This is a genomic window from Sphingopyxis sp. TUF1 (genome assembly GCF_036687315.1).
Taxonomy (GTDB): Bacteria; Pseudomonadota; Alphaproteobacteria; order Sphingomonadales; family Sphingomonadaceae; genus Sphingopyxis; species Sphingopyxis kveilinensis.
This window is the reverse complement of sequence record NZ_CP144683.1, coordinates 1,413,912-1,437,987: the sequence shown is the minus strand read 5'-3', so window position 1 is coordinate 1,437,987 and position 24,076 is coordinate 1,413,912. Positions and strand designations below refer to the sequence as shown.

The window sequence follows — 24,076 nt, the reverse complement described above, 5'->3', positions numbered from 1 at the left end:
CGGCGGCGGCCGCGCAAAAATATTGCGCGGTGACGCGGTTGCCCAGGCTCAGTCGGCCCAGGCGGCATCCTCCAGATGGAGTTCGGCGGCCGGGCGGCTGCCCCAATCGTCACGTTTCGCGCGGCCCGCGAGCCATAATTTGCGCCCGCGCGCGCCGAGCAATGTCTGCCCCAATGGTGTTTCGGCGCTGCGAAACGCGATCGCCTTGAAGCGCGCGCCATCGTCGCCCGCGACGATCAGGCGGACATGATCGGTGCCGACGATCCCCGATTCGACGATTCGTACCGGCCCCGTCGCGACGCGCGGCGCGGGCCAGCCGGCGCCATAGGGTCCCGCGCTTTCGATCGCGTCGCACCACAGCGGCGAAATGCCGCGCGGCGCGAGCACGGCGTCGATCAGCAGCGACCGCTCGCCGCTCGCGCGTTCGACGTCGGCGGCGAGACGATCGTTAAGGAAGGCGCCGAGCGCATCGACGCGGTCGGCGGCGACGGTCAGCCCCGCCGCCATCGCGTGGCCGCCCCCCGAGACGAGCAGCCCCGTTTCCTTGGCGGCGAGAATCGCGGCGCCGAGATCGACGCCCGAAATCGAACGCCCCGATCCCTTGCCGACACCGTCCTCGTCGACCGCGATGACGATCGCAGGGCGGTGCAGCCGTTCCTTCAATCGCCCGGCGACGATACCGATCACCCCGGGGTGCCAGCCGTCGCCCGCGACGATCGCGACGGGCGCGTTGCCACACGCGGCGCTTGCCTCGATCGCCTCTTCGAGCACCGCCGCCTCGATCGCGCGCCGTTCTTCGTTGAGGCGCCCCAGTTCCTGTGCGATCTCCGCGGCTTCTTGTGGGTCGTCAGTAGTCAGCAGCCGTACGCCAAGGTCCGACTTGCCGACGCGCCCGCCGGCGTTGATCCGCGGCCCGAGCGCAAAGCCCATGTCGCTCGCGCCCGGCGGCTTGGTCAGCCGCGCCGCATCCATCAGCGCGGCGAGGCCGATATTGCCGCGCCGCGCCATCACCTTCAGCCCCTGCGTCACCAGCGCGCGGTTGAAGCCGGTGAGCCGCGCGACGTCGGCGACGGTGCCGAGCGCGACAAGATCGAGCAGGTCGATCAGCGCCGGTTCGTCGCGGCCCACGAAAAAGCCGCGCGCGCGGAGCGTCCGGAGCAGCGCCGCGCCAAGCAGGAAGGCGACGCCGACCGCGGCGAGATTGCCGTGGATCGCTGCGTCCGGCGCCTCGTCGAGCCGGTTCGGGTTCACGATCGCGAGCGCTTCGGGCAGCGTCGTCGCGCACTGGTGATGATCGACGACGATCACCTCGACCCCCGCCTCCCTGGCTTCGGCGAGTGCGTCGAACGCCTGCGCGCCGCAATCGACGGTGACGATCAGCTTCGACCCCGCCTCGCCGATCCTGACGAGCGCGGCGCCCGACGGGCCATAGCCTTCCATCAAGCGGTCGGGGATATAGGCGCCGACGGGTGCGCCGAGCGTGCGGAGCAGGCGCACGAGCAGTGCGGCCGAGGTCGCGCCGTCGACGTCATAGTCGCCGAAGATCGTCACGGCTTCGCTGCGTTCGACGGCATCGGCGAGCCGCGCCGCGGCGGTGTCCATGTCACGGAATAGCGACGGGTCGGGCATGAAGCCGCGCAAGGTCGGCGTGCGCTGGCGATCGAGGTCGTCGCGCGCAACGCCGCGCGCAAGCAGCAGCTGGGTGACGAGATCGTCGGGGGCAAGGCTTTCGCCCGCCATGTCGGCGCTCGCGCGTCGCCAGCGCCACGGCTGGCCCGCGATCGAGCGGGTGATGCCCAACGCCGTTTCGCTCATGGCCTGCTCCGCGCGGCAAGGATGCGCGCGCGCAGATCGTGTGCGGTCGCCAGCGGGATCGCCGGAATCTCGTGCGCCGCGAGCGCGCTGCCCCCCGGCACGCCGAAGACGAGGGTAGCAAGGCCAAGCGGGCGCTGGACGAAGTCGGTCTTGAGGTCGATGCTTTGCACCGATGCGTGCGGCAGCAGCGTCGTGCGCGGTTTCCACCAGCCGCGGCGGATCGCCACGTGATCGTCGAGGTCGATCCAGCGATGAAAGCGCGCGCCGAACAGCGACGCGGCGGCGAGGAGCGCTGCCGCGGCGACCGCGATCCCGCCGAGCGGTTGCCCGAATGCGATCGCCGCCGAGCCGCCGAGCGCGGCCAATATCGCGCCGATGAGCCCGGCGAGCGCAACGACGCCGTGGCTTTTGTGCCAGCGTTCGTCCGCGCCCGGCCGCCGAATGGCGACTTCGGCGAGCACCGGGTCGATCTCGGCAATGCGGCCGAAGGGCACGACCTGATGATCGCGTTCCTTCTCGCCATCGCTCGCGAGGCTCTGGAGCCTCAATTCGTGCCAGCCGAAGCGGCGGCGGAACCAGCCGGTGATCAGGATCGCCGCCTGCACGCGTCGCACCGGCACCGCAACGTCGGTGCGCGTCGTGAGGCCACGGGTGCGGCGGAGCGTGCGCGGTTCGCGCGTCAGGCGGAAGTTCCAGTTGGCAAAGACCATCGTCGCGATGCCGCTCGCGAAACCGATGAACAGCAGCGAGGCCGCCGCGCCGACTCCCGCGACCCAGCGATGCGCGAGCAGCCACTGGTCGAGCCCGTAATTCTCGGCAATGTCGATCCAGTCCCTTGGGTTTAAAATGTTGAAATCGAAGGGCAGCAGCCCATCGAAAAACTGCATCGCGGCGCCGACGACGGCGAGCGCGGCGAGCGAAAAATTGAACAGTCCGGCGATCAGCAGCCGGCGCGGCCCCATCGCGAAGAGCAGCCGGTCCGCATCGGCCTCCGCGCTTTCCGGCGCAGCGTCGGCGGGCGCCGCGACCGCGCCGCTGCGGTGCGCGCGGATCGTCGCACGCAGCGCCTGCGCCGCGTCCAGCCCGATCGAATTCAGAGCGGCGTCATTCTCCTTGCCCCCCGCACCCGTTTCGAACCCGACCTTGGCGATGCCCAACGCGCGCGCGACAAGGCCCTGTTCGATGCTGACGTCCTGAATGCGGTCGAAGGGAATGGTGCGGTGCTGGCGCGCGAAAACGCCGCTTTCGATCACCACTTCGTCGTCGCCGACGAGGAAGCGAAAGCGCAGCCACTGGAACCAGGCGACGACGAGTGAAAGGAGCAGAAAGACCAGAACCGCGGGGACGATCCACATCCAGTTGCCGGTAAAGCCCAGCGCCGCGACCGCGGGCAGCAGGTTGAGCGATCTGGGCCCCAGCGCGACGATCGCGAGCGCGAGCGTCGCGGGGTGCAGCCGTTGCCACGCCGCATCGCCGCCTTCGCCGGTTTGGGGAATCGCGGTCGCGGCCTCGGTCATGCGAAATCGGTCTGGATATGGCGGCGGATCGACTCGCGCATCGCCGCGGCAAGGTCGCTGCGCAGGCCGGGCAGCGTCACCGTGCTGTTGTGCGTGCCCGACGTGTGGACGATCAGGTGCGACAGGCCGAACCAGCGTTCGATCGGCCCCTGTCCGACATCGATATGCTGAACGCGTACGAAGGGGACGATCGTGTCGGTGCGAAACAGCCAACCGCGCGCGACGCGCAACTGCCCCTCGCCGATGCGGTAGCCCCAGCGCGACACGCGGCGCGAGGGGAAGGTGATGATCGCCGCGATCGCTGCGATCCATGCCAGCGCAGTGAGCAACCCGTACGGGCCCCCAAGATCGCGGATCAGCAGATAGTCCAATACGCTCGCGCCGATCGCGAGCGGGATCAGGTTAAGCGCTGTCGCGATACACAGCACCTGGGCATAGGCGAGATCGACCGGGTCAAGTCCCTCGGCCGCGTTGAGCGCCGCTGGATCGAAGGGATCGGTCGGGTGCGCGGCGGGAGTGTCGGTCATATGACTGTGTTAGAGCATGAGTTCGGCTATGTGAATCTTTGTGTGTCCCCGCGGAGGCGGGGACCCATCACCGGTGGGTTCGGAATGGCACGAGCCGGTGATGGACCCCGCCTTCGGAGGGGAACAGATTAAATGAGAGCGGGGCCAAGGCTCCCCGGTCTCGCTTTACGGCACAACAATATTGAAGCGCGGGTCGGTGGGCGGGTGCAGCGCGAACCACGACAGGATGGCCATGCGGTCGCCGTCGATGCGGATCGCGCCCGACTGCATCAGCGCGGGAAACTGCGCCTGTCGCAGCATCACATCGTCGAGCGTCTTGCGGTCGATGGTAATCGTCGCGGTCGGCGCGGGGTCGGTCACGCCATAGCGGGGAAATTCGACCCCGCCGCCGACGACGACGGCAACGCTCTCCTTGCTGTCGGGCAGCACAAACTGGAACGTGCCTTTGAGCGCCGCGCCCTTAGCGGCGTCAAAGCGCGTCGCGAGCGCGTCGAAAAAGACTGCGGTTGGAATCGCGCTGACGAACGATCGGCTCTGGCCGTTGCTTGTCGCTGTTTCCGTTGCGGTGCCGCGCAGGCTCGCCGCGGCGGCGAGATAATAGTTGCGCCAAGCGCCCGATTCGGCCTGGTAGCCAAGCTGGTCATAGGCCGAAGCAAGCGCGCTTCGCGCCGCACCATTGCCGGGTTCAGCAAAGACGAGCTTGTTCAAAAGCTCCGCGGCCCAGCGATACTCGCCCGCCGCGATCGCTGCGCGCCCGGCCGCGAGCAGCTTGTCGGCCCCGCCCGCGAGCGCGACATATTTGGGCGCCGATTGTTCGGGGGGCAGCGGATTGAAATTCGCGGGATTGCCGTCCCACCAGCCGAAATAGCGTTGATAAACCGCCTTCATGCCGTGGTTAAGCGTGCCATAATAACCGCGCGTCGAAAAGTCGCGGCCCTGCACCGGCGCCTCGGCGGTCTGATCGGCCAGCTCGTGCAGTGTCGCGCCGCGGTTCGCGAGGAACAAGGTTCGGTCGTGGACATAACGATAGGCGTCGCGCTGGTTCGCGAGCAGCGCCGAAACCTCGTTCGTCCCCCACATCGGCCAGTGGTGCGACGCCAGTGCGACCTCGGCAGCGCCGCCCCATTTCAGCAGCATCGCGTCGATCACCTTCGACCAGCGCAGCGCGTCGCGCACCTGCGCGCCGCGCAGCGTCAATATATTGTGGAGGTTGTGCGTCACCACCTCGGTCGTGTGCAGCGCCTTGTACGCGGGAATATAAAAGACGAATTCCGACGGCGCCTCGGTCCCACCCGCGTCGAGAAAGTCGAACGCAAGCCCGTCGATCGTCAGCGCGCCGCCGCCCGCCCCGACCGTCTCGGTCGGCTCCATATAGCCGATGGTGCCGGACGACAGCTTCGGCCCCAGCCCGGTATCGACCTGCCCCGTCGGCCCCGGCGGCAGGATCGCGCCGAACATATAGAGCGCGCGCCGCCCCATCGCCGCGCCCGCGAGGACATTTTCCGACGTCGCTTCTTCCGAAAAGCCGTGCGGGGCGATGATGCGGATTTTATCGCGCGCCACCTGCTCGGGCGTCACGATGCCGCCGACGCCGCCGAAATGGTCGCTGTGGCTGTGGCTGAAGACTATGGCCTTGATCGGCCGCTTGCCGTCCTTCGCCTCGATCGTGTCGACAAAGAGTTTCCATGCGGCGGCCGCGGCTTCCTCCGACAAAAGCGGATCGACGACGATCCAGCCGGTCTTGCCGCGGATCACCGTCATGACCGAAATGTCATAGCCGCGCAGCTGCCAGATCTTGCCCGGCACCACCTCGAATAACCCATGGACGGCGTTGAGCCGCGCCTGCCGCCATAACGACGGGTTCACCGTGTCGGGCGCTGCGCGCGCTTCCAGAAAGGCATAGGGCCGCCGGTCCCAGATGACTCGGCCATCCTTGCCGGTGATCAGCCCGCCCGGAATTTCGGCGAGCTTCCCGCGCGTCGCATTCGCTTCGTCGCGCGGGTCGTCGAGCGGCAGGCGCGCCGCAAGCTCGGCCTGCGCGGTGCGCGTTGCCTCGCTCGCGACATCCTGCGCCAGCGCGGCGAGCGGCAGGCAGCCCGCGAGCAATAGACTCAACAGTCGGTGCATTTGGTCCCTCCCCCTTTTTTACGCAGCTTGCGCCGCGTCGCCGCGCTTGGCAAGCAGGCGCGATGGACGCTGCGCCGCCCCTGCTGATCGCCTGGCACAGCCGCACCGGCGGCAGCGAAGCGCTCGCCAGGGCTGCGGCCGAAGGGGCGGGCGGCGCCGCGCAACGCGTAGCGGCGGCCGATGTTACCCCCGACATGCTGCTCGCGGCGGCGGGCTATTTGTTCGTCGGCCCCGAAAATCTCGCCGCGCTGTCGGGCGCGATGAAGGAAATGTTCGACCGCGCCTATTATCCCTGTCTCGGCCGGATCGAAGGCCGCCCCTATGCGACGATCATCTGCGCGGGGTCCGACGGCGAAAATGCGCAGCGCCAGCTCGACCGCATCGCGACCGGCTGGCGGCTCAAGCGCGTCGCGGACCCGATGATCGTCAACACCGGCGCGCAGACTCCTGAAGCCATCCTCGCGCCCAAGACGATTCCGCCTGAACGCCTCGCCGAAGCGCGCGACCTCGGCGCCGCGCTTGCCGAGGGGCTGGCGGCGGGGATATTCTGATTGCTCTAATTCAAACTTCTCTCGAATCGTCATCCCGGCGAAGGCCGGGATCTCGCCGCCGAATTGATCAGCTACGGTGAGATTCCGGCCTCCGCCGGAATGACGAAATAGGGGGCGAACTACCGCGCGCGTGCCGCCTGATGCGCGATGTCGGTCATCAGCTTGCGGAACAGCACGCCGCCCGCGGTCCCCGATGCCTTCAGCGCGCGTTCGCAATCGAGCAGGCGGCTCATCAGACGGGTGATGCGCACCGAATCCCAGATGTGGAGCTGTGCCGTGACCGCGTCGCGCTCTTTCCAGAACACGCCGCTGCTGCGCGCCGAAACGACGGTCGCGGGGTGCGCGCCGCCGTCGACCTCGGCGCGCAGCCGCGCTAGCTGCATCGCGCGGATCGCCAGCGCGCGGATGATGCGGATCTCGGCAACGCCGACCGCGGCGGCGGTCGCGAGCATGTCGGGCAGCTCGCGCACCTTGCCGCCCAGCGCGACGTTGATGCATTCGCTGACATCCTCCTCGTGCGTCGCGGCGCCGAGCGCGGCGATGTCGGCCGCGGTCACCTGCCGCTGGCGATCGGCGCCCGCGTCCAGATAGAGCGCGATTTTCTCGATCTCGCGGCGCATCAGCGCCTGATCGCCCGACACCAGATCGATCAGCAATTGCGCCTCGGCATTGCTCAGGCGCAGCCCCTGTTCCTGCGCCGCCGCCATCGCGATGCCGACGAGCGCGCGGCGGTCGGGCTGGTAACAGATGGCGGCGACCGCATGATCCGACCCCTCGACCAGTTTGACGAGTTTCGACTTGGCGGTGACCGACGCGCCGGTCGCGATCACCGGGTTGATCGCGGTTTCGGCGGCAAGCAGCGCTTCGACCGCGGCGAGGCTGTCGTCGCCGCTGCCGGTCAGGTCGATGCGGATCAGGCGGGCGGACGAAAACAGTGACATCGACGCCGCTTCGGCGGCGAGCAGCGACGGGTCCTGTGCCAGCTGCGTGTTCGTCAGGTCGAGCCGCTCGGCTTCCTTGCCGGCAAGGGCGACGAGATGATTCGCGACCGCGCCCATTGTCGCTTCGTCGGGTCCGGTCAGCAGAATGAAGCGAACCGCGGGGTCGAGGCGCGTCTGGCGTTCGAGGTCGGCGGGCTTGACGCTCTTCATTGCCCGGCGGGGGCGGGTGTTTCGGCAGGCTGGCCGCCGCCGCGGTTCGCATAGACGGCGAGGCGGGCGACGATCTGGTCGGCAACCCCCGACGCGAGCCGTTCGAGCGCCGTCGATTCGGCAGCGATCGTCGCATATTCGCTGCCGACGACGTCGATGCCGGCGTCCTGCGCGGCGGTCGCGTCGAGCAATACTTCGCCCGTCGCGGCATCGACGAGCTGGTATCGCGCGCGCAGGGTGCGCCGCTCGCGCGTCACCGCATCGTCGGCGCGCACGCCAAAGCCTGTAATCGAATCCTCGAGCCGCACATCGAGGCGCAGCCGCTTGCCCGCGCCTTCGCCGGCCTGCGTCGCCTGGAGACGGTCGCGCAGCGCATTGCGGACGAGCCAGCCCTCATGCCCCTCGATCGGCGCGACATCGACCTCGGCCAGAACCTGCGCCACCGCGCCCTTGCTCCCGCTGGCGTAAAGCGGGCGCAAGCCACAGCCGCCCAGGGTCAGCGAAGCGGCAACGAGCGAGGAGACAAGGAGCGTGCGCATATCTTCAACCTGACCTAGATATCCGTTCGTGTCGAGCGAAGTCGAGACACCCCGAAGGAAAGCACGAACGATAGGCGTCTCGACTTCGCTCGACGCGAACGGAAATAAAAGGTTCCGCTCCCGGCCATTATCAGGGAACGATATTGACTAGGCGGTCGGGCACGACGATCACCTTCTTAGGTGTTGCCCCTGCCAGCAGTTCGGCGATCCGCGGGCGCGCCAGCGCGGCGGCTTCGATGGCATCCTTGTCCAGTCCCTTGGCGAGGGTCATCGTATCGCGCAGCTTGCCGGCCATCTGGATCGCGATCGTCACCTCGTCGTCGATCAGCAGCGCCGGATCGGCCGCGGGCCATGCGGCATCGGCGACCATCGCGGTCGTTCGCTGGCCTGCCGGTAGAGCCGCCCATGCCTCTTCGGCCAAGTGCGGCATCATCGGCGCGACGAGCAGGATGAGGGTGCGGCATGCCTCGGCGCGTGTCGCCGAAGGCTTGGCCTTTTCGATCTCGTTGGCGAGCGCGTGGATTTTCGCCACCGCCTTGTTAAAGCCCAACGCCTCGATGTCGGCGGCGACCCCGGCGATCGCCTGATGCAGCTTGCGCGCCAGCGCTTTGTCTTCGCCGCCGTCGCCGATATTCTCGGTATCGCCGAAGATTCGCCACAAACGTTGGACGAAGCGCCACGCGCCCTCGATCCCCGCCTCGCTCCACGGCAGGTCGCGCTCGGGCGGGCTGTCGGACAGCATGAACCAGCGCACGGCGTCGGCGCCATACTGGTCGAGGATGGCGTCGGGGTCGACGACATTTTTCTTCGACTTCGACATCTTGATCACGCGGCCGACCTCGACCGGCGCGCCGTCGGTTTCGAGCGTCGCACCATCAGCCGAGCGAACGATTTCGTCGGGTGTAAAGTACAGCGGCGGCAGGCCTTCGCCCTGCGCGCGGCTATAGGTTTCGTGCGTCACCATGCCCTGCGTGAACAGGCTCGCGAAGGGCTCCTTGATGTCGATCATGCCCAGCTTGTTCAGGGCGCGCGTCCAGAAGCGCGCGTAGAGCAGGTGCAGGATCGCGTGCTCGATGCCGCCTATATATTGATCGACGGGCAGCCAGCGGCGGATCACCTCGGGATCGAACGGCTTGTCCGCGGGCGCCGAGGCGAAGCGCAGGAAATACCAGCTCGAATCGACGAAGGTGTCGAGCGTGTCGGTCTCACGCACCGCCGCGCCGCCGCAGCTTGGGCATTGGGCATGCTTCCACGTCGGATGGCGGTCCAAGGGATTGCCGGGAACCGAGAAGTCGGCATCTTCGGGCAGGACAACCGGCAGCTGGTCCTTGGGCACGGGGACGAGCCCGCACGCGGCGCAGTGAATGAAGGGGATCGGCGTCCCCCAATAGCGCTGGCGCGACACGCCCCAGTCGCGCAGCCGCCACACGGTCGTGCCCTTGCCCCAGCCTTCATGCTCGGCGCGCGCGATGACCGCGGCCTTCGCCTCGTCGATCGTCATCCCGTCGAGGAAGTGGCTGTTCACCAGCTTGCCCGAGCCCAGATAAGCTTCGTCGCCGGTGAAATGCTGTTCCGTCCGGTCGCCGTCGGCAATCACCCGATGGGCTGGAAGTCCGTATTTGCGGGCAAAATCAAGGTCGCGCTGATCGTGGGCAGGGCAGCAGCCGATCGCGCCCGTGCCATAGTCCATCAGCACATAGTTGGCGACCCAAACTGGCAGGTGCCAGTTGGGATCGATCGGGTGTTGCACCGTCAAGCCGGTATCGAAGCCCAGCTTTTCCCCGGTTTCCAGCTGCTCGGCCGACGTTCCCCGGCGGCGGCATTCGGCAACGAATTCCGCAAGCTCGGGAGAGTTTTTCGCCAGCTGCTCGGTAAGCGGGTGGTCGGGCGACAGCGCTGTAAATGTGGCGCCATAAACGGTATCGGGGCGCGTCGTGAACACGTCGAACCCCGGTGCGCCGCCCGTCAGCTTGAACGAAAACTCCAGCCCCTGCGATTTGCCGATCCAGTTTTCCTGCATCAGCCGCACCTTGTCGGGCCAGCTGTCGAGGCTGCCCAGCCCTTCGAGCAGCTCGTCGGCGAAGTCGGTGATCTTCAAAAACCACTGCGACAGCTTCTTCTTTTCGACGAGCGCGCCTGATCGCCAGCCGCGCCCGTCGATGACCTGCTCGTTCGCGAGCACGGTCATGTCGACCGGATCCCAGTTGACGTAGCTTTCCTTGCGATGGACGAGCCCCGCGGCATAGAGGTCGAGGAACAGCGCCTGTTCCTGCCCGTAATAATCGGGCTCGCACGTCGCCAGTTCGCGGCTCCAGTCGATCGCGAGGCCCAGCCGCTTCAATTGCGCGCGCATCGCGTCGATATTGGCGCGCGTCCAGCCGCCGGGGTGGACGCCCTTTTCCATCGCGGCATTTTCGGCGGGCATCCCGAAGGCATCCCAGCCCATCGGATGCAGCACGTCGTGCCCGGTCATCCGCTTGAACCGCGCGAGCACGTCGCCCATCGCATAGTTGCGGACATGTCCCATATGGATGCGCCCCGACGGATAGGGGAACATCTCGAGGATATAGGCTTTGGGTGCGCCCGCCCTCTCGGTGGTGGCAAAGCTGTTCGCCGCCTCCCACGCCTTTTGCCAGCGAGCATCGGCGGCGAGGGCGCCAAAGCGCGTTTCGCGGGTCATGTGTCGGTTACCCCGTCAGTCTGTCTGGGCGAGCGCGCCGGGCGCGCCGCGAATCGATTAATCCCGGATGGCCGAGCGGCGGAGGTCGCGCGCGCGGGTGAGGATGATTTCCTCGAGCTTCTGCACCGTTGCCGCCTGCACCGGCGCATCGACCCAGGCACCGCCCTGCGACACCTGGCGCGAGGCTGCGATGCGCAGCGCGTCGGCACGCAGATCCTGGTCGAGGATGGTCACGGTCACCTTCATCCGTTCGCCGGGATTCGACGGGTTGGCATACCAGTCGGTGATCACGACGCCGCCCGACGAATCGGCCTGGAGCAAGGGCATGAACGACAGCGCGTCGAGCGAAGCCCGCCACAAATAGCTGTTCACGCCGATCGTCGTCACCTGGCTGGCGGCCAGGTCGGCGCGCGGCCGGTCCTTGTTCGCACAGGCCGAAAGGCCAAGCGCCGCAAGCCCGATCAGCGCAAGCGAGGCCACACGGCGGCCGGGGCTGACGGGGACGGAAAGCTGGAACATGCCGATAACACCTTATCTCTTGGGCGCCGGCGGGAACGAAAACCGCCTGCGCATACGGAATTGTCAGCGTCTCTATCGCCGTTGCCGCCGTCCGGCAAGCGCGGCAATTCGCGCCTCGCCACCGTTCAGCCCTGGGTCAGCCAGCACCACCGGTGTGACGAATGCGCAACAATTTTCGGCGAAATGTCGGCACGCTACGATATTATGACCCGAATCACTGGAATTCTTGCGACGACGGGCCTATCTGACGAGTCGATTGGGGTTGGAGTCGCATGACCATGGCGCGGATGCCGCGACATTATTGGAAAGCAGGGCTCACCGCTTTGGCGGTGGGTATGCTTGCGCTTCCGCCCGCGCTCGCGGCAATGTCGAACAGCGACCGCCTGCGCGATACGCAGATTTCTGAAACCGTGCTGGGCCAGTTCACGCCGGCGTCGGGCGACAAGCGGCTGATCGCGCGCTATAACAAGATGTCGGCCGAGCAGCGCCGCAATTTCAGCTTCACGCCCGCGCTTACCGACGATGGCCGCAAGAATCGTGCGATCACCGTCGTGATCCGCGCGCGCGACGATGCCTCGAGCGCGGCGCGCACGTCGGCGCTCGCGGCCGGGCTCACCGCGCCGGTCGCCATCGCACCGGTCAAATATAATCTCGGCGCGTCGGTCGGGTTCGAAAAATTCGTCACGCCGTCGCTTCCGCGCGGCACCGATCTGCGCAACCTTCCCGTCGCCAAGGCACCCGAAGAGGCCGAGAAAAAGTCGCGCTTCGCCACGCGCATGGTCAACCGCCCAAGCGACCCAAGCGGCGCGACCGACCGCGTCACTGCTCCCGGCGAAGCGTCCGCCGTCGATGTCGTCACCAGCTATCGCCTGACGAAGAACATCGATGTGACCGCGGGCGTACGGTACAAGAGCGACGACCGTTTCGAACCGCTGACCGATTCGCGGCGCGACAGCCAGGCGGTCTATGTCGGGACGGCGTTCCGTTTCTGACGCAATCGGCGTTTCGCCACTTTTTCCTCCCATGCATCGATCGCCGCCCAGCCCGCGCGGATTCTACTCGCGCGGTTGAGCTGGCGCGCTCGCGCCGCGGTCATGCCGCCGAGCGCGATCGGCTGACCACCCGCGAGCCGCGCGAGGCGCAGCCATGCCGCTTGCCCGAGCGCAGGCGCGCCGGGGTGCGAGCGCGTCGAATGGAGCGGCGACACGAACGCCGCATCCGCCCTTGCCCGCCGCGCGCGCCGCGCCTCGCGCGCATCATGGACCGGCAGGGTGATGATCAGGCCGAGCCGGTGCGCCTGCGATGCCCGATGCGCGTCGCGCTGGCGCAAGTGGACGCCGTCGGCGCCCCAGCACCGCGCCGTTGCGGGCGTCCCTGCCAGCAGCACGGTCAGGCCGCGCGACCGGCCCAAGCGCATCAGCCGCCGCAGCAGCCGCCAGCGCGCGCTTGGCGACAGGCGGTCATGACGCAGGACGATCCCGCTGCCCGGTGGCAGCAACGCCGCCAGCGCTACAACTCCTGCTGCCAGCCGCTCATCGCTGAACAGCCATTGCTGCGGCAAGGGGTGGCGTCGAACCATCGCCCTTCCTATAGGCGCGTCGCGAGCGCGCGCAACGCGCCGATGGGAATGAGATGATGAGCGACGCAGCAGACCGGCTGGCCGAAGTGCAGGGACATATCGTCGACGCGGCGCGGCGCGCGCAGCGCAAGACGGACGACATCTGCCTGATCGCAGTGTCGAAGACGCACGATGCCGCCGCGATCCGTCCGCTGATCGCCGCGGGCCAGCGCCATTTCGGCGAAAATCGCGTCCAGGAAGCCGCGGCAAAATGGCCCGCGCTCCGCGCCGAGGCGCCCGACGTCGTGTTGCACCTCATCGGCCAGCTGCAATCGAACAAGGCCGAAGAGGCGGTTCAGCTGTTTGACGCGATCCATTCGGTCGATCGGTCCTCGCTCGTGCAGGCGCTGGGCAAGGCCTGCGAAAAGACGGGCAAGCGGCCGCAGCTTTTCGTGCAGGTCAATATCGGCAATGAAGAGCAAAAGGGCGGCTGTCCGGTCACCGACCTTCCCGCACTGTTGGACGAAGCATTGGCGGCAGGTCTCCAGATCGACGGCCTGATGGCGATCCCGCCCGCAGAAATCGAACCCGCACCCTTTTTCGCGCTGCTCGACGAACTCGCTGAGCGCCACGGTCTTTCGGGACGCTCGATGGGGATGAGCAGCGATTACGATACCGCGGTGATGCTTGGCGCGACGCATGTGCGGGTGGGCACGGCGCTGTTCGGCGCGCGGGGGTGATTGATCTGCGGCCGGTTTAGACCGGAAGCCGCTGTTTATCCTCCCTGCGGCTCAGCCGTGGGGAGGGGGACCGTCGCCGCAGGCGATGGTGGAGGGGCCGCGACGGTGCGTCATCGCCCCTCCGTCAGCGCTTCGCGCTGCCACCTCCCCATTGCTGCGCGACAGGGAGGATTTAACATCCGCATCCAAAACTACCGCCCCCACCCTCAATCGAACACCGACCACCCCGCCGCATAGGCAAAATGTTCGAGCGCCGCGGCGCCCGCGAGCGACGTTCCTGCGTCATTAAGCCCCGGTGACCACACCGCGATCGACCCCTGTCCCGGCGCGATGCACAAGATGCCGCCGCCGACGCCGCTCTTGCCGGGCAGGCCGACGCGAAAGGCGAATTCGCCCGAATTGTCATAATGGCCGCACAGCATCATGATCGCGTTGATGCGCCGCGCGCGGTGCGCATCGAGCACCTGTTCGCCGGTCCGCGGATCGCGCCCCTCCATCGCCAGGAACAGTCCGGCGCGCGCGAGTTGGCGACACGACATCGCAATCGCGCACTGGCGGAAATAGACGCCGACCACCGTTTCCACCGGATGCCGAAGATTGCCGAAGGCGTCCATGAAATGCGCCAGGCTGCGGTTGCGCGCGCCGGTTTCGGATTCGGACGATGCCACCTCCTCGTCGATAGCGATCGCGGCGTCGTCCGCCCGCAGGCGCATGAAACTGACGATTTCGTCCGCGACCGCATCGCCGCTGCGCCCGTCGATCAGCCGGTCGGTCGTCGCGATCGCACCCGCGTTGATCAGCGGATTGCGCGGGATACCATGCTCGCTTTCCAGCTGGACGACCGAATTGAACGCGCTGCCCGAGGGCTCGCGCCCGACGCTGGTCCACAGGTCGCTGCCGACGCGGCGCAGCGCCAGCGCCAGTGTGAACACCTTTGATACCGACTGGATCGAAAACGCCTCGTCGGCATCGCCCGCGCTGTGGACGGTGCCGTCTGGAAGCGCGAGTGCAAACCCCAGCTTCGCCGGATCGACCTTGGCCAGCGCCGGAATATAGTCGGCGACCTTGCCTCGACCGCAAAGCGGGAGTGCCGCCTGATAGGCTTCGCGGACAGATTCTTCGATCGAGCGGCTCATGGGCCTGCTCTATCATCTTTCTCGCAGAATATTATTTTCAATTTTCGGAAATTATTTTAATAATGAGAAATCAAAAGACGAATCAAAGGAGAATCCGGTGACCGAAGCGCAACGACCAAAGGGGCTGGCGAGCACCGTCTGCTATCGCGATCCCAACGCCGCCTATCGCTGGCTTGAGGAGGCGTTCGGTTTCGAACCGCTCTTCGCGCTCGTCGATGCCGACGGCAAGCTGGCCCATGGCGAAATGACCTTCGGCACGTCGGTGGTCATGGTCGGCTCCGAATGGTCGGACGACCATAAAAGCCCGCAATCGATCAGCGGCAAAAATACCCAGTCGGTCAGCGTCCAGCTCGCCCTCGGCGAAGACATCGACGCGCATTGCGAAGCCGCGCGTGCCGCGGGCGCCGAAATCGTCGCGCCGCCCGCGACACAATTTTACGGCGACCGCACCTATCGCGCCAAAGATCCCGAAGGGCATATCTGGTCGTTTGGTGTGACGGTCGAGGCGAAAACCCCAGCCGAATGGGACGCCGAGGGTGGCTTCACGACCAAGACGCGGCTCGACGATTGAGCGCGGCGCTCGACCGGACACTCGGCGCGCTAGCCGACCCGGTACGGCGGCGCGCTATCGAACTTCTCGGGCGGCGACCGCGCAGCGCGGGCGACCTCGCGCGCGAACTCGGCCTCGCACCGCCCGCGATGAGCCGACACCTGAAGGCACTGAAGGACGGCGGGCTGGTCGAGGACGGGCATCCGGCGTTCGACGCGCGCGTGCGCATCTATTCGCTGAAAGACGGCGCGACCGCCGAGCTCAAGCAATGGCTTGCCGAAACCGAGGCGCTGTGGACGCACCAGCTCGCGGCGTTCAAGGCGCATGTCGAGGGCGGCGAATGAGCGCGGCAGTCATCGTCGCGTTGCGGGTGGCGGCGACGCCGCAGGCGGCGTTCACCGCCTTCACGCGCGACATCGGCATCTGGTGGAAAAGCCATCCGCTGTTCCAGCTCAGCCGGCGCGGCGACGGGACGCTGCGCTTCGACCCCGCGGGCCCCGACGGTCGCCTCGTCACGCGCTTCGACGACGGCCGCGAATGGGAGATCGGCCCGGTGCGCCACTGGCTGCCCGGCGAGCGGCTGGCGTTCGGCTGGCGCCTGCCGAGCTTTCGCGGCGATCAGGCGACCGAGGTCGACGTTCGCTTCGAAGCGGTCGGCGCCGAAACGCGCGTCACGGTCGAACATCGCGGCTGGGACAGCATCCCGCAGAAACATGTCGCGCGCCACGGCTTCGAACTGATGCTCCTCCAGCGACGGCTGGGTGAGCATTGGCAGGGGTTGCTGAAAGCGATGGCGGCACGGATGTGAGGGACGGCGGGTGGGAGGGCCCCCTGAAGCCGCCTAACCCTCCAGCTCGACATCCCAGTACAGCCAGTCGATCCAGCTCGTGTGCAGATAATTCGGCGGAAACGCGCGGCCATTGTCCTGTAATTGCCAGCTCGTCGGGCGCCACGGCTGGCGATGGAGCGGCATATGCGCCTGTTGCGGCGTCCGCCCACCCTTTTTGAGGTTGCACGGCGCGCAGGCGGTCGCGACATTTTCCCAGGTCGTGCGCCCGCCCAGCCGCCGCGGCACGACATGGTCGAAGGTCAGATCTTTGCCCGACCCGCAATATTGGCACGCGAAGCGATCGCGCAGAAACAGGTTGAAGCGGGTGAACGCCGGATGCTCCGACGGTTTCACATATTGGCGCAGCGCAATCACGCTCGGGATCGGCATCGTCCGGGTCGGCGAATGAATCTCGCGCTCGTAATTTTCGACAATCGTCACGCGGTCGAGGAAAACGGCCTTCACCGCGGTCTGCCAAGGCCACAGGCTCAGCGGATAATAGCTCAGCGGCGTGTAATCGGCGTTGAGAACGAGCGCCGGACAGCTATCGGGATGTCGGGCAAGATCGGGATGGAACATGGCTAGATAACGCTGCCCCCATTGCTTCACGGGATGGCGCGCCACTGCCTCCCGCGCGTGACACCATCATTACATGCCGCATCAGATTCTGGCGTCAAGGGGCTTCTGTCCGCAAGATATGGAATGATTGCCTTTGACTCGCCACAGCATATGGATTCATGGACGATGCGATGCTGACCCGTTTCGCCCCCAGCCCGACCGGCGCGCTGCACCTTGGCCACGCCTATAGCGCGGTTTTGGCGCATCATGCCGCGCGCGGCGCGGGCGGGCGGTTCCTGATCCGCATCGACGACATCGACGGCAGCCGCTCGCGCGAGGAGTATGTCGCGGCGTCGCTCGCCGACCTCGACTGGCTCGGTCTGGACTGGGACGGCGACCCGGTGCGCCAGTCGGATCGGCTCGCGCACTATGCCGCCGCGCTCGACACCCTCCGGATGCGCGGCCTCGTCTACCCCTGCTTCTGCACGCGCGCCGACATCGCCGCGAGCCTGTCGGCGCCGCACGGGCCGTCCGGCGCGATCTATCCCGGCACGTGCCGCAATCTGTCCGCCGCGGAGCGTGAGCGGCGCATGGCCGACGAACCCCACTGCTGGCGACTCGACATGGCCCAAGCCACCGCGTCCGCGGGCGAACTCGACTGGGAGGAAGCGGGGCAGGGGATGCGCACTGCCGACGCGCTCGCGCACGGCGACATCGTGCTCGCGCGCAAGGACGCCCCTGCCAGCTATCATCTCGCAAGCACGCTCGACGACGCCGCGATGGGGGTGACGCACGTCGTTCGCGGCGCCGACCTGATCGCCTCGACCGATGTCCACCGGCTGCTCCAGGCACTGCTCGGCCTCGCCACACCCGTTTATCGCCACCATGCTCTCGTCTGCGGCCCCGACGGGAAGCGGCTGGCCAAGCGCGATGCCGCAGCGTCGCTCGCATCGCTGCGCGCCGCCGGTGCCGACGGCCGCGCGCTCGCCGCCGATTTGCGCGAAGGACGGCTTCCCGCTGGATATTCGCTGCGGATGCCCTAAATAGGGGGCATGAACATTCTGCTCATCCTTGGCGTCGTTGTCGCCGCCGGCTTCGTCCTGTTCGCGCTCGCGCGTGGACTCTTCTATTTCTCGCAGGGCCACCGTGCGCAGATGGACGGCACGGTGCAGGAAAATCACCTGATGCAGAACCGGATGATGATGGCGCGCGTCAAATGGCAGGCGATCACTATCATCCTGCTCGTGCTCATCGGCCTGGCCGCCGCGGGCAGTTCATAATCGGGCAGCGCCCGATTCTGATCAATGGTCAAACTCAACAAAATCTACACGCGCACCGGTGACGACGGCACCACCGGCATCGTCGGCGGATCGCGGATCGCCAAATCGGCGCCGCTGATGGCGGCAATCGGCGATGTCGATGAAGCGAACAGCTGGATCGGCCTTGCCGCAGTCGCGCTCGACGACGCGCCCGACGAGGCGGCGATGCTCGCGCGCATCCAGAACGAGCTGTTCGACCTCGGCGCCGACCTCGCGACCCCGCCCGACGCGGAGCGCGGCTTCGGACCGCACGACATGGCGCTGCGCATCGTGCCCGGCCAGATCGCGCGGTTGGAGGAAGAAATCGACGCAATGAACGCCTCGCTCGACGCGCTCAAAAGCTTCATTCTGCCGGGCGGAACCGACGCCGCAGCGCGGCTGCATCTCGCGCGCGCGGTGACGCGCCGCGCCGAGCGGTCGGCGGTCGCCGCGGCGGCGACCCGCGACCTCAATCCGCTTGCGCTCACCTATCTGAACCGCCTGTCGGACCATCTGTTCGTGCTCGCGCGGCACATCAACGCAGGCGCGGGCGGCGACATCCTCTGGAAACCCGGCGCGACGCGGTAATCGCAAATTTAGTCACGCCGGACTTGATCCACTTACATACGGCTCGATCGGTAGGCGTCATTGCGAGCGCAGCGAAGCAATCTCCAGCTTCGCTCCTACTCTGCCTATAGCTTGAGATTGCGTCGTCGCTACGCTCATCGCAATGACAAACTTTGTCTCTTTGTTCCCTAAATGTTCTGGACAACTCGCTACAGCGGAACCATAATCCGCCGAACCGCGAAACCGAATCGCACCGCCGGGGATTGTCTCAGCATGGCCAGCCGCATTGATGGATCCCCTCTCGCTCGCAGTGCGAACCCGGTGACGCACTTGTCGCAACGCTTTGCGGCAACGCGGCAACTCTCGCTCGACCTTGTCGCGACGCTGTCCGATGCCGACACCAGCGCGCAATCGATGCCCGACGCCTCGCCCGCCAAATGGCATCTTGCGCACACGACATGGTTTTTCGAAACCTTCGTGCTGCGCGATCATGCGCCACGCTATGCGCTCTTCGACGACCGCTTCCCCTATCTCTTCAACAGCTATTATGAGGCCGAGGGTCCGCGCCACGCGCGCCCGCAGCGCGGCCTGCTGACGCGTCCGTCCCTGGACGAAGTGCGGGCATGGCGCGCGCATGTCGATGCGGCGGTCGAGGGCGCTTTGCCCGGCCTGTCCCCTGCCGCGCTCGCGCTGGTCGATCTCGGCATCCATCACGAGCAACAGCATCAGGAATTGCTCCTCACCGACATCAAGCATCTCTTTGCGAAAAATCCGCTCGGCCCCGCGGTCTGGGAAAGTGCAATCGCGAGTGAAGTTGCGCAGTTTTCCGCGATGAAATGGATCGAGGGCAAGGCAGGCATGGCCGCAGTCGGCCATGCCGGCGACGACTTCGCCTTCGACTGCGAGGGGCCGCGCCACGACGCCCTGCTGACCCCGCACGCGCTCGCCAGCCGCCCCGTCACCAATGGCGAATGGAGTGAATTTATCGCGGACGGCGGTTATCGAACCTCCGCGCTTTGGCTCAGCGACGGCTGGGCGTGGGTGCAGGCCGAGGACATCGACGCCCCCGCCTATTGGCGTGAGGGGCAATATTTCACCCTATCGGGCTGGCAGGACATCGACCCTGCCGCACCGGTGACTCATATCAGTTTTTTCGAAGCCGACGCCTTTGCCAGTTGGGCCGGCGCGCGCCTGCCGACCGAGGTCGAATGGGAAGCGGCGGCCGCCGCGCTCGACCCCGACAGCGGCGATCTGCTCGATGGCGCCGGGCCGGTGCAGCCCGCGCCGGCGCGCGGCGACACTGGATTGCAACAGATGTTCGGCAGCGTGTGGGAATGGACCGGCAGCGCCTATCGCCCCTATCCGGGCTTCCGCACCGCGCCGGGCGCGGTCGGCGAATATAATGGCAAGTTCATGAGCGGCCAGTTCGTGCTGCGCGGTGGCAGCTGCGCCACCCCGCGCGGTCATGTGCGTCCGTCCTACCGCAATTTCTTCTATCCCCATCAGCGCTGGCAGTTCACTGGTCTGCGCCTTGCGAAAGACATTTGATCATGGGCGTTGTGCGTCAACTTCGGCAGATTTCCGCGGATGATGCGGGGGTGGACGTCGCCTTCCGCGCCGACGTTCACGCCGGGCTGTCGCAGCGGCAAAAGGCGATTCCCGCGCGCTGGTTCTACGACACGACGGGCTCGGCGCTGTTCGAGGATATTACCGCGCTCCCCGAATATTATCCCACGCGCAGCGAAACCGATCTTTTGATGCGGCACGCCGCCGACATCGCCGATGCAATCGGGCCGCGCCGTGCGGTGGTCGAGCTGGGATCGGGCAGTTCGACAAAGACGCCGCTGCTCCTCGACGCGATCGACCCTGCCGCCTACGTTCCCGTCGATATTTCGGGCGATTTTCTGCGCGGCAGTGCCGAGGCGCTCGCGGCGCGTTTTCCCCGGCTTCCGGTCTATCCGGTCGAGGCCGATTTCACGCAGCAAGTGGCGCTGCCGCGCGAGATATGCGCGTTGCCCAAGCTCGGCTTCTTTCCCGGGTCGACGATCGGCAACATGGTCGCGCGCACCGCGATCGATCTGCTGCGCAACTGGCGCGAGGCGCTGGGCGACGGATCGCTGATGCTGATCGGCATCGACCGGATCAAGGATGTGGCGGTGCTTGAACGTGCTTATGACGATCCGGCGGGGGTGACCGCGGCGTTCAACCTCAACCTCATCGAGCGCATCAACCGCGAGCTTGGCGGCGATATGGCGGCGGGCAATTTCTCGCATCGCGCCGTGTGGAACGACACCCACGCACGCATCGAAATGCACCTCGTCGCCGAATGCGACATGGACTTCACCGTCGATGGCCAAGCCTATCATATGGCCAAGGGCGAGACGATTCACAGCGAGAACAGCCATAAATATGGCCTGCGCGACGCCAACCTGCTGCTGCGTGCGGGCGGCTGGACGCCCATCGCGACCTGGGACGACGTCGATCCCGCGTTCGCGCTGATCCTCGCCGAAGCAACCGAGTTTCGCTCCGCCCCCTGACACGCGCTCTTGACGGATGGGGCCTGGTCCGTAGGGGCACAGGCACGGTTTTCCAGAGAAGGGGCAGAATATGATCGTCGGCGTTATCGGGGCAGGCCAGATGGGCGCGGGCATCGCGCAGGTGTCCGCGGGCGCGGGCCACGACGTACTGCTCGCTGACATCGACATCGCGCGCGCCGAAGCGGGAAAGGCGGGGATCGCCAAGACGCTCGGCCGACTTGTCGCGAAGGAAAAGATGTCGCAGGCTGACGCCGACGCGCTGCTTGCCCGCATCACCCCCGCCGCCGACCACGCCGCCTTCGCTCCCGCCGATCTCGTGATCGAGGCAGCGACCGAGCGCGAGGAGATCAAGCGCGCGATCTTCGCCAGCGTGGGCCAGCATCTCTCGGCAACCGCAATCCTTGCGAGCAATACCAGCTCGATCCCGATCACCCGTCTTGCGCAGGCGGCGCCCGATCCGGCGCGCTTCATCGGCGTCCACTTCTTCAATCCGGTGCCAGTGATGGGCCTGATCGAACTGATCCGCGGCCTCGCGACGAGCGACAACACGCTGGCGACGGTTGAGGCCTTTGGCCGCGGGCTCGGCAAGGAAATCGTCCACGCGAACGACGCGCCTGGCTTCATCGTCAACCGCGTGCTGATGCCGCTCATCAACGAAGCGATCTTCGCGCTGGGTGAGGGCGTCGCGACGATGCAGGACATCGACGCCGGGTGCCGCCTGGGGCTCAATCATCCGATGGGGCCGATCACGCTCGCCGATTTCATCGGCCTCGATACCTGCCTCGAGATCATCCGCGTGCTGCAATCGGGCACCGGCGACCCCAAATTCCGCCCCGCGCCGCTGCTCGTCCAATATGTCGAGGCGGGCTGGGTCGGCAAAAAGGCCGGGCGCGGCTTCTACGACTGGACCGGCCCCGAACCCGTCCCGACGCGGTGAGCGGCCGGCGGAGCCGAAACGCGTCTGGAGCGTTTGAGCCATAGACAAAACAGGGGATCGACATGACCATGCGCAACAAGGCCCTATTCATCCTGACTGTCATCTCCTCGGCCGCGACGCTGCCTGCCCACGCGCAGCCGGGCGCGCCCGAAGACCCGACGATCAAGGAAACCGCCAACAAGGTGACCGAACCGTTTGACGGCAAGGAAATTCCGCCCAAGCTGCTCGAAATCCAGGAAGCACCCTATTCGCTCGCGGGGCTCGGCCGCTGCGAGGCGATCATTCGCGAAGTCGAAGAACTGGACGCGGTGCTTGGCGCCGACGTCAACGAACAGGTCGACAAAAGCCGCGCCGAAAAGCGCGAGGAAACCGCAGGCCGTGTCGCCGGGACGATCGCGAGTTCGGTGATTCCCTTTCGCGGGCTGATTGGCGAGATTACCGGCGCAAACGCCGAACGGCGCCGTTACGCGCTCGCCGTCTATGCGGGAACGGTGCGCCGCGGTTTCCTGAAAGGCGTCGGGCTCGAACGCGGCTGCAAGGCGCCGGCCCGGCCCTGACCGCTATCCGAGCGGAGGAACCAGCCCGATCATCAGCCCTGCCAGCGCCGCCGACATGAGGTTGGACAGGCTGCCCGCGAGCAATGCTTTCAGTCCCAGCCTGGCGATCATCGGGCGCTGGTTCGGCGCGAGCCCACCGGTCACCGCCATCTGGATTGCGATCGAGCTGAAATTGGCGAAACCGCACAATGCAAAGGTCGCGATTGCCACCCCGGTCATCGACAGATCGCCCTGCACGCGGCCGAGGTCGATGAAGGCGACGAATTCGTTGAGCACGACTTTGGTGCCGAACAGTCCGCCGACGACTGCGCTTTCGTCCCACGGCACGCCCATCAGCCACATCACCGGGCGGAACAAGGTGCCGATGATCGCCTGAAACGACAGGTCAGGATAACCCATCCAGCCGCCGATACCACCCAGCAACCCGTTGGCGAGCGCCACGAGCGCGACGAAGGCGAGCACCATCGCGCCGACCGCGACCGCCAGCTTGACGCCGGTCTGCGCACCCTGCGCGGCCGCCATGATGATGTTGGCGGGCTTTTCCTCGTCATGGCTGGCCTCGGGCATAATAACGGGTTCGACGCCCAAATCCTTGGGATCGTCGGGCATCATGATCTTGGCCATCAGGATGCCGCCGGGTGCCGACATAAAGCTGGCGGCGAGCAGATAGGGCAGCAATTGTTCGCCAATCATGCTGGCATAAGCGCCGAGGATCGTGCCCGCGACTCCGGCCATGCCGACGGTCATGATCGTGAACAGTTGCGGCGGGGTGAGGCCTGCAAGATAGGGACGGATGACCAATGGCGATTCCGACTGGCCAACAAATATGTTCGCCGCAGCGCCGAGACTTTCGACCTTGGTGATGCCGGTGACTTTCTGGATCGCGCCGCCGACCCATTTGATCACCAGCTGCATGATGCCGAGATAATAGAGGATCGAGATGAGAGAGGCGAAAAAGACGATCACCGGCAGCGCCGCGATCGCAAAGCTGTTCGCCCCCATTTCGGGCGATGCGAGCGGACCAAAGATGAAGTCGGTCCCCGCCTTGGCATAGCCGAGCAGGTTCGAGACGCCGTTCGACATCGCCTGGATCACCGCTCGGCCCCATGGCGTGCCGATCACCAGCACGGCAAACCCCGCCTGGAGCAGGAAGGCGGGGACGACGACGCGCAGGCGGATCCAGCGGCGGTTCGACGAAAAAAGCACGGCGATCGCAAGCAGTGCGACGATACCCGCGAATCCTATCAGGCGTTCCATAATGTCAATGCGTCCCCCGCAAGTTAATGCGTCTGTCTAGCGGGCTTTGGCGTCAGGGCAAGAAATTCGGCTTCCCGCCGACTGGGTCGATGCAAACCGACTTGGCCTCCCAAAATTTCCGTTTTA

At 66.5% G+C, this 24,076-nt stretch carries 25 protein-coding genes; 13 read left to right on the top strand and 12 right to left on the bottom strand.

What is annotated here, in order from left to right:
- Positions 1-48: 48 nt before the first annotated feature.
- The 4 genes from recJ to VSX77_RS06805 all read right to left on the bottom strand — a co-directional run bounded on the left by recJ (position 49) and on the right by VSX77_RS06805 (position 5,986).
- The gene (gene recJ, locus VSX77_RS06820; protein ID WP_338426899.1) at positions 49-1,815 is read right to left on the bottom strand and encodes a single-stranded-DNA-specific exonuclease RecJ; all 1,767 of its coding nucleotides are present in this window, start codon (positions 1,813-1,815) and stop codon (positions 49-51) included.
- Positions 1,812-3,332 (bottom strand): PH domain-containing protein, encoded by a 1,521-nt coding sequence (locus VSX77_RS06815; RefSeq protein WP_338426898.1) that lies wholly within the window; start codon positions 3,330-3,332, stop codon positions 1,812-1,814. The genes recJ and VSX77_RS06815 overlap by 4 nt, the downstream gene beginning before the upstream one ends.
- Positions 3,329-3,859 (bottom strand): PH domain-containing protein, encoded by a 531-nt coding sequence (locus tag VSX77_RS06810; protein WP_338426897.1) that lies wholly within the window; start codon positions 3,857-3,859, stop codon positions 3,329-3,331. Before VSX77_RS06810 ends, VSX77_RS06815 begins: the two co-directional genes overlap by 4 nt.
- Before the next feature lie 165 nt (positions 3,860-4,024).
- Positions 4,025-5,986 (bottom strand): alkyl/aryl-sulfatase, encoded by a 1,962-nt coding sequence (locus VSX77_RS06805; protein WP_338426896.1) that lies wholly within the window; start codon positions 5,984-5,986, stop codon positions 4,025-4,027.
- Between the two features lie 62 nt (positions 5,987-6,048).
- On the opposite strand from VSX77_RS06805, the gene VSX77_RS06800 reads away from it, so the two are divergent.
- Complete coding sequence (locus VSX77_RS06800; RefSeq protein WP_338426895.1) at positions 6,049-6,537, top strand: flavodoxin family protein; 489 nt, start codon at positions 6,049-6,051, stop codon at positions 6,535-6,537.
- A 119-nt stretch (positions 6,538-6,656) separates the two neighbouring features.
- Here VSX77_RS06800 and holA read toward each other — a convergent pair whose 3' ends face one another.
- The 4 genes from holA to VSX77_RS06780 all read right to left on the bottom strand — a co-directional run bounded on the left by holA (position 6,657) and on the right by VSX77_RS06780 (position 11,426).
- Positions 6,657-7,688 carry a DNA polymerase III subunit delta gene (holA, locus tag VSX77_RS06795; RefSeq protein ID WP_338426894.1) on the bottom strand — a complete coding sequence of 344 codons (1,032 nt, stop codon included), beginning with the start codon at positions 7,686-7,688 and terminating at the stop codon, positions 6,657-6,659.
- Positions 7,685-8,227 carry an LPS assembly lipoprotein LptE gene (lptE, locus tag VSX77_RS06790; protein WP_338426893.1) on the bottom strand — a complete coding sequence of 181 codons (543 nt, stop codon included), beginning with the start codon at positions 8,225-8,227 and terminating at the stop codon, positions 7,685-7,687. Before lptE ends, holA begins: the two co-directional genes overlap by 4 nt.
- Before the next feature lie 130 nt (positions 8,228-8,357).
- Positions 8,358-10,907: a leucine--tRNA ligase gene (gene leuS, locus VSX77_RS06785; protein ID WP_338426892.1), complete on the bottom strand. Its 2,550-nt coding sequence runs from the start codon at positions 10,905-10,907 to the stop codon at positions 8,358-8,360.
- A gap of 57 nt (positions 10,908-10,964) precedes the next feature.
- Complete coding sequence (locus VSX77_RS06780) at positions 10,965-11,426, bottom strand: DUF3576 domain-containing protein (RefSeq protein ID WP_338426891.1); 462 nt, start codon at positions 11,424-11,426, stop codon at positions 10,965-10,967.
- Between the two features lie 272 nt (positions 11,427-11,698).
- Between VSX77_RS06780 and VSX77_RS06775 the strand changes: the two genes are divergently transcribed.
- Positions 11,699-12,418 (top strand): hypothetical protein, encoded by a 720-nt coding sequence (locus tag VSX77_RS06775; protein WP_338426890.1) that lies wholly within the window; start codon positions 11,699-11,701, stop codon positions 12,416-12,418.
- Here the strand turns inward: VSX77_RS06775 and VSX77_RS06770 are convergent.
- Positions 12,391-13,005, bottom strand: coding sequence for a thiamine phosphate synthase (locus tag VSX77_RS06770; protein WP_338426889.1), 615 nt, complete (start codon positions 13,003-13,005; stop codon positions 12,391-12,393). The two genes, VSX77_RS06775 and VSX77_RS06770, sit on opposite strands and share 28 nt — an antisense overlap.
- Positions 13,006-13,061: 56 nt before the next feature.
- On the opposite strand from VSX77_RS06770, the gene VSX77_RS06765 reads away from it, so the two are divergent.
- The gene (locus VSX77_RS06765) at positions 13,062-13,724 is read left to right on the top strand and encodes a YggS family pyridoxal phosphate-dependent enzyme (protein ID WP_338426888.1); all 663 of its coding nucleotides are present in this window, start codon (positions 13,062-13,064) and stop codon (positions 13,722-13,724) included.
- 206 nt (positions 13,725-13,930) lie between these two features.
- Here VSX77_RS06765 and VSX77_RS06760 read toward each other — a convergent pair whose 3' ends face one another.
- Positions 13,931-14,860 carry a glutaminase gene (locus VSX77_RS06760; RefSeq protein ID WP_338426887.1) on the bottom strand — a complete coding sequence of 310 codons (930 nt, stop codon included), beginning with the start codon at positions 14,858-14,860 and terminating at the stop codon, positions 13,931-13,933.
- A 97-nt stretch (positions 14,861-14,957) separates the two neighbouring features.
- Between VSX77_RS06760 and VSX77_RS06755 the strand changes: the two genes are divergently transcribed.
- From VSX77_RS06755 to VSX77_RS06745, 3 genes are read left to right on the top strand one after another with little or no spacing between them, the layout of a single operon-like run.
- The gene (locus tag VSX77_RS06755) at positions 14,958-15,431 is read left to right on the top strand and encodes a VOC family protein (RefSeq protein WP_338426886.1); all 474 of its coding nucleotides are present in this window, start codon (positions 14,958-14,960) and stop codon (positions 15,429-15,431) included.
- Positions 15,428-15,754: an ArsR/SmtB family transcription factor gene (locus VSX77_RS06750; RefSeq protein WP_338426885.1), complete on the top strand. Its 327-nt coding sequence runs from the start codon at positions 15,428-15,430 to the stop codon at positions 15,752-15,754. The genes VSX77_RS06755 and VSX77_RS06750 overlap by 4 nt, the downstream gene beginning before the upstream one ends.
- Positions 15,751-16,218, top strand: a complete 468-nt coding sequence (locus VSX77_RS06745) for an SRPBCC domain-containing protein (protein ID WP_338426884.1) — start codon at positions 15,751-15,753, stop codon at positions 16,216-16,218. Before VSX77_RS06750 ends, VSX77_RS06745 begins: the two co-directional genes overlap by 4 nt.
- A 33-nt stretch (positions 16,219-16,251) precedes the next feature.
- On the opposite strand, the gene VSX77_RS06740 is transcribed toward VSX77_RS06745, so the two are convergent.
- On the bottom strand, positions 16,252-16,818 hold the full coding sequence (locus tag VSX77_RS06740) for an HNH endonuclease (protein ID WP_338427231.1): 567 nt from the start codon (positions 16,816-16,818) through the stop codon (positions 16,252-16,254).
- A gap of 170 nt (positions 16,819-16,988) precedes the next feature.
- On the opposite strand from VSX77_RS06740, the gene gluQRS reads away from it, so the two are divergent.
- The 7 genes from gluQRS to VSX77_RS06705 all read left to right on the top strand — a co-directional run bounded on the left by gluQRS (position 16,989) and on the right by VSX77_RS06705 (position 22,693).
- On the top strand, positions 16,989-17,840 hold the full coding sequence (gene gluQRS / locus VSX77_RS06735) for a tRNA glutamyl-Q(34) synthetase GluQRS (protein WP_338426883.1): 852 nt from the start codon (positions 16,989-16,991) through the stop codon (positions 17,838-17,840).
- Positions 17,841-17,849: 9 nt separating this feature from the next.
- Complete coding sequence (locus VSX77_RS06730; RefSeq protein WP_338426882.1) at positions 17,850-18,077, top strand: HIG1 domain-containing protein; 228 nt, start codon at positions 17,850-17,852, stop codon at positions 18,075-18,077.
- Positions 18,078-18,101: 24 nt separating this feature from the next.
- Positions 18,102-18,683: a cob(I)yrinic acid a,c-diamide adenosyltransferase gene (locus tag VSX77_RS06725; RefSeq protein WP_338426881.1), complete on the top strand. Its 582-nt coding sequence runs from the start codon at positions 18,102-18,104 to the stop codon at positions 18,681-18,683.
- Between the two features lie 252 nt (positions 18,684-18,935).
- On the top strand, positions 18,936-20,210 hold the full coding sequence (gene egtB, locus VSX77_RS06720; RefSeq protein WP_338426880.1) for an ergothioneine biosynthesis protein EgtB: 1,275 nt from the start codon (positions 18,936-18,938) through the stop codon (positions 20,208-20,210).
- A 2-nt stretch (positions 20,211-20,212) separates the two neighbouring features.
- Positions 20,213-21,199, top strand: coding sequence for an L-histidine N(alpha)-methyltransferase (gene egtD, locus VSX77_RS06715; RefSeq protein WP_338426879.1), 987 nt, complete (start codon positions 20,213-20,215; stop codon positions 21,197-21,199).
- A gap of 70 nt (positions 21,200-21,269) precedes the next feature.
- A complete protein-coding gene (locus tag VSX77_RS06710) occupies positions 21,270-22,136 on the top strand; it encodes a 3-hydroxyacyl-CoA dehydrogenase NAD-binding domain-containing protein (protein ID WP_338426878.1) in 867 nt (288 codons plus the stop codon).
- A gap of 62 nt (positions 22,137-22,198) precedes the next feature.
- Positions 22,199-22,693, top strand: a complete 495-nt coding sequence (locus tag VSX77_RS06705; RefSeq protein WP_338426877.1) for a hypothetical protein — start codon at positions 22,199-22,201, stop codon at positions 22,691-22,693.
- 3 nt (positions 22,694-22,696) lie between these two features.
- On the opposite strand, the gene VSX77_RS06700 is transcribed toward VSX77_RS06705, so the two are convergent.
- Positions 22,697-23,950: a NupC/NupG family nucleoside CNT transporter gene (locus tag VSX77_RS06700; RefSeq protein ID WP_338426876.1), complete on the bottom strand. Its 1,254-nt coding sequence runs from the start codon at positions 23,948-23,950 to the stop codon at positions 22,697-22,699.
- Positions 23,951-24,076 lie beyond the last annotated feature (126 nt).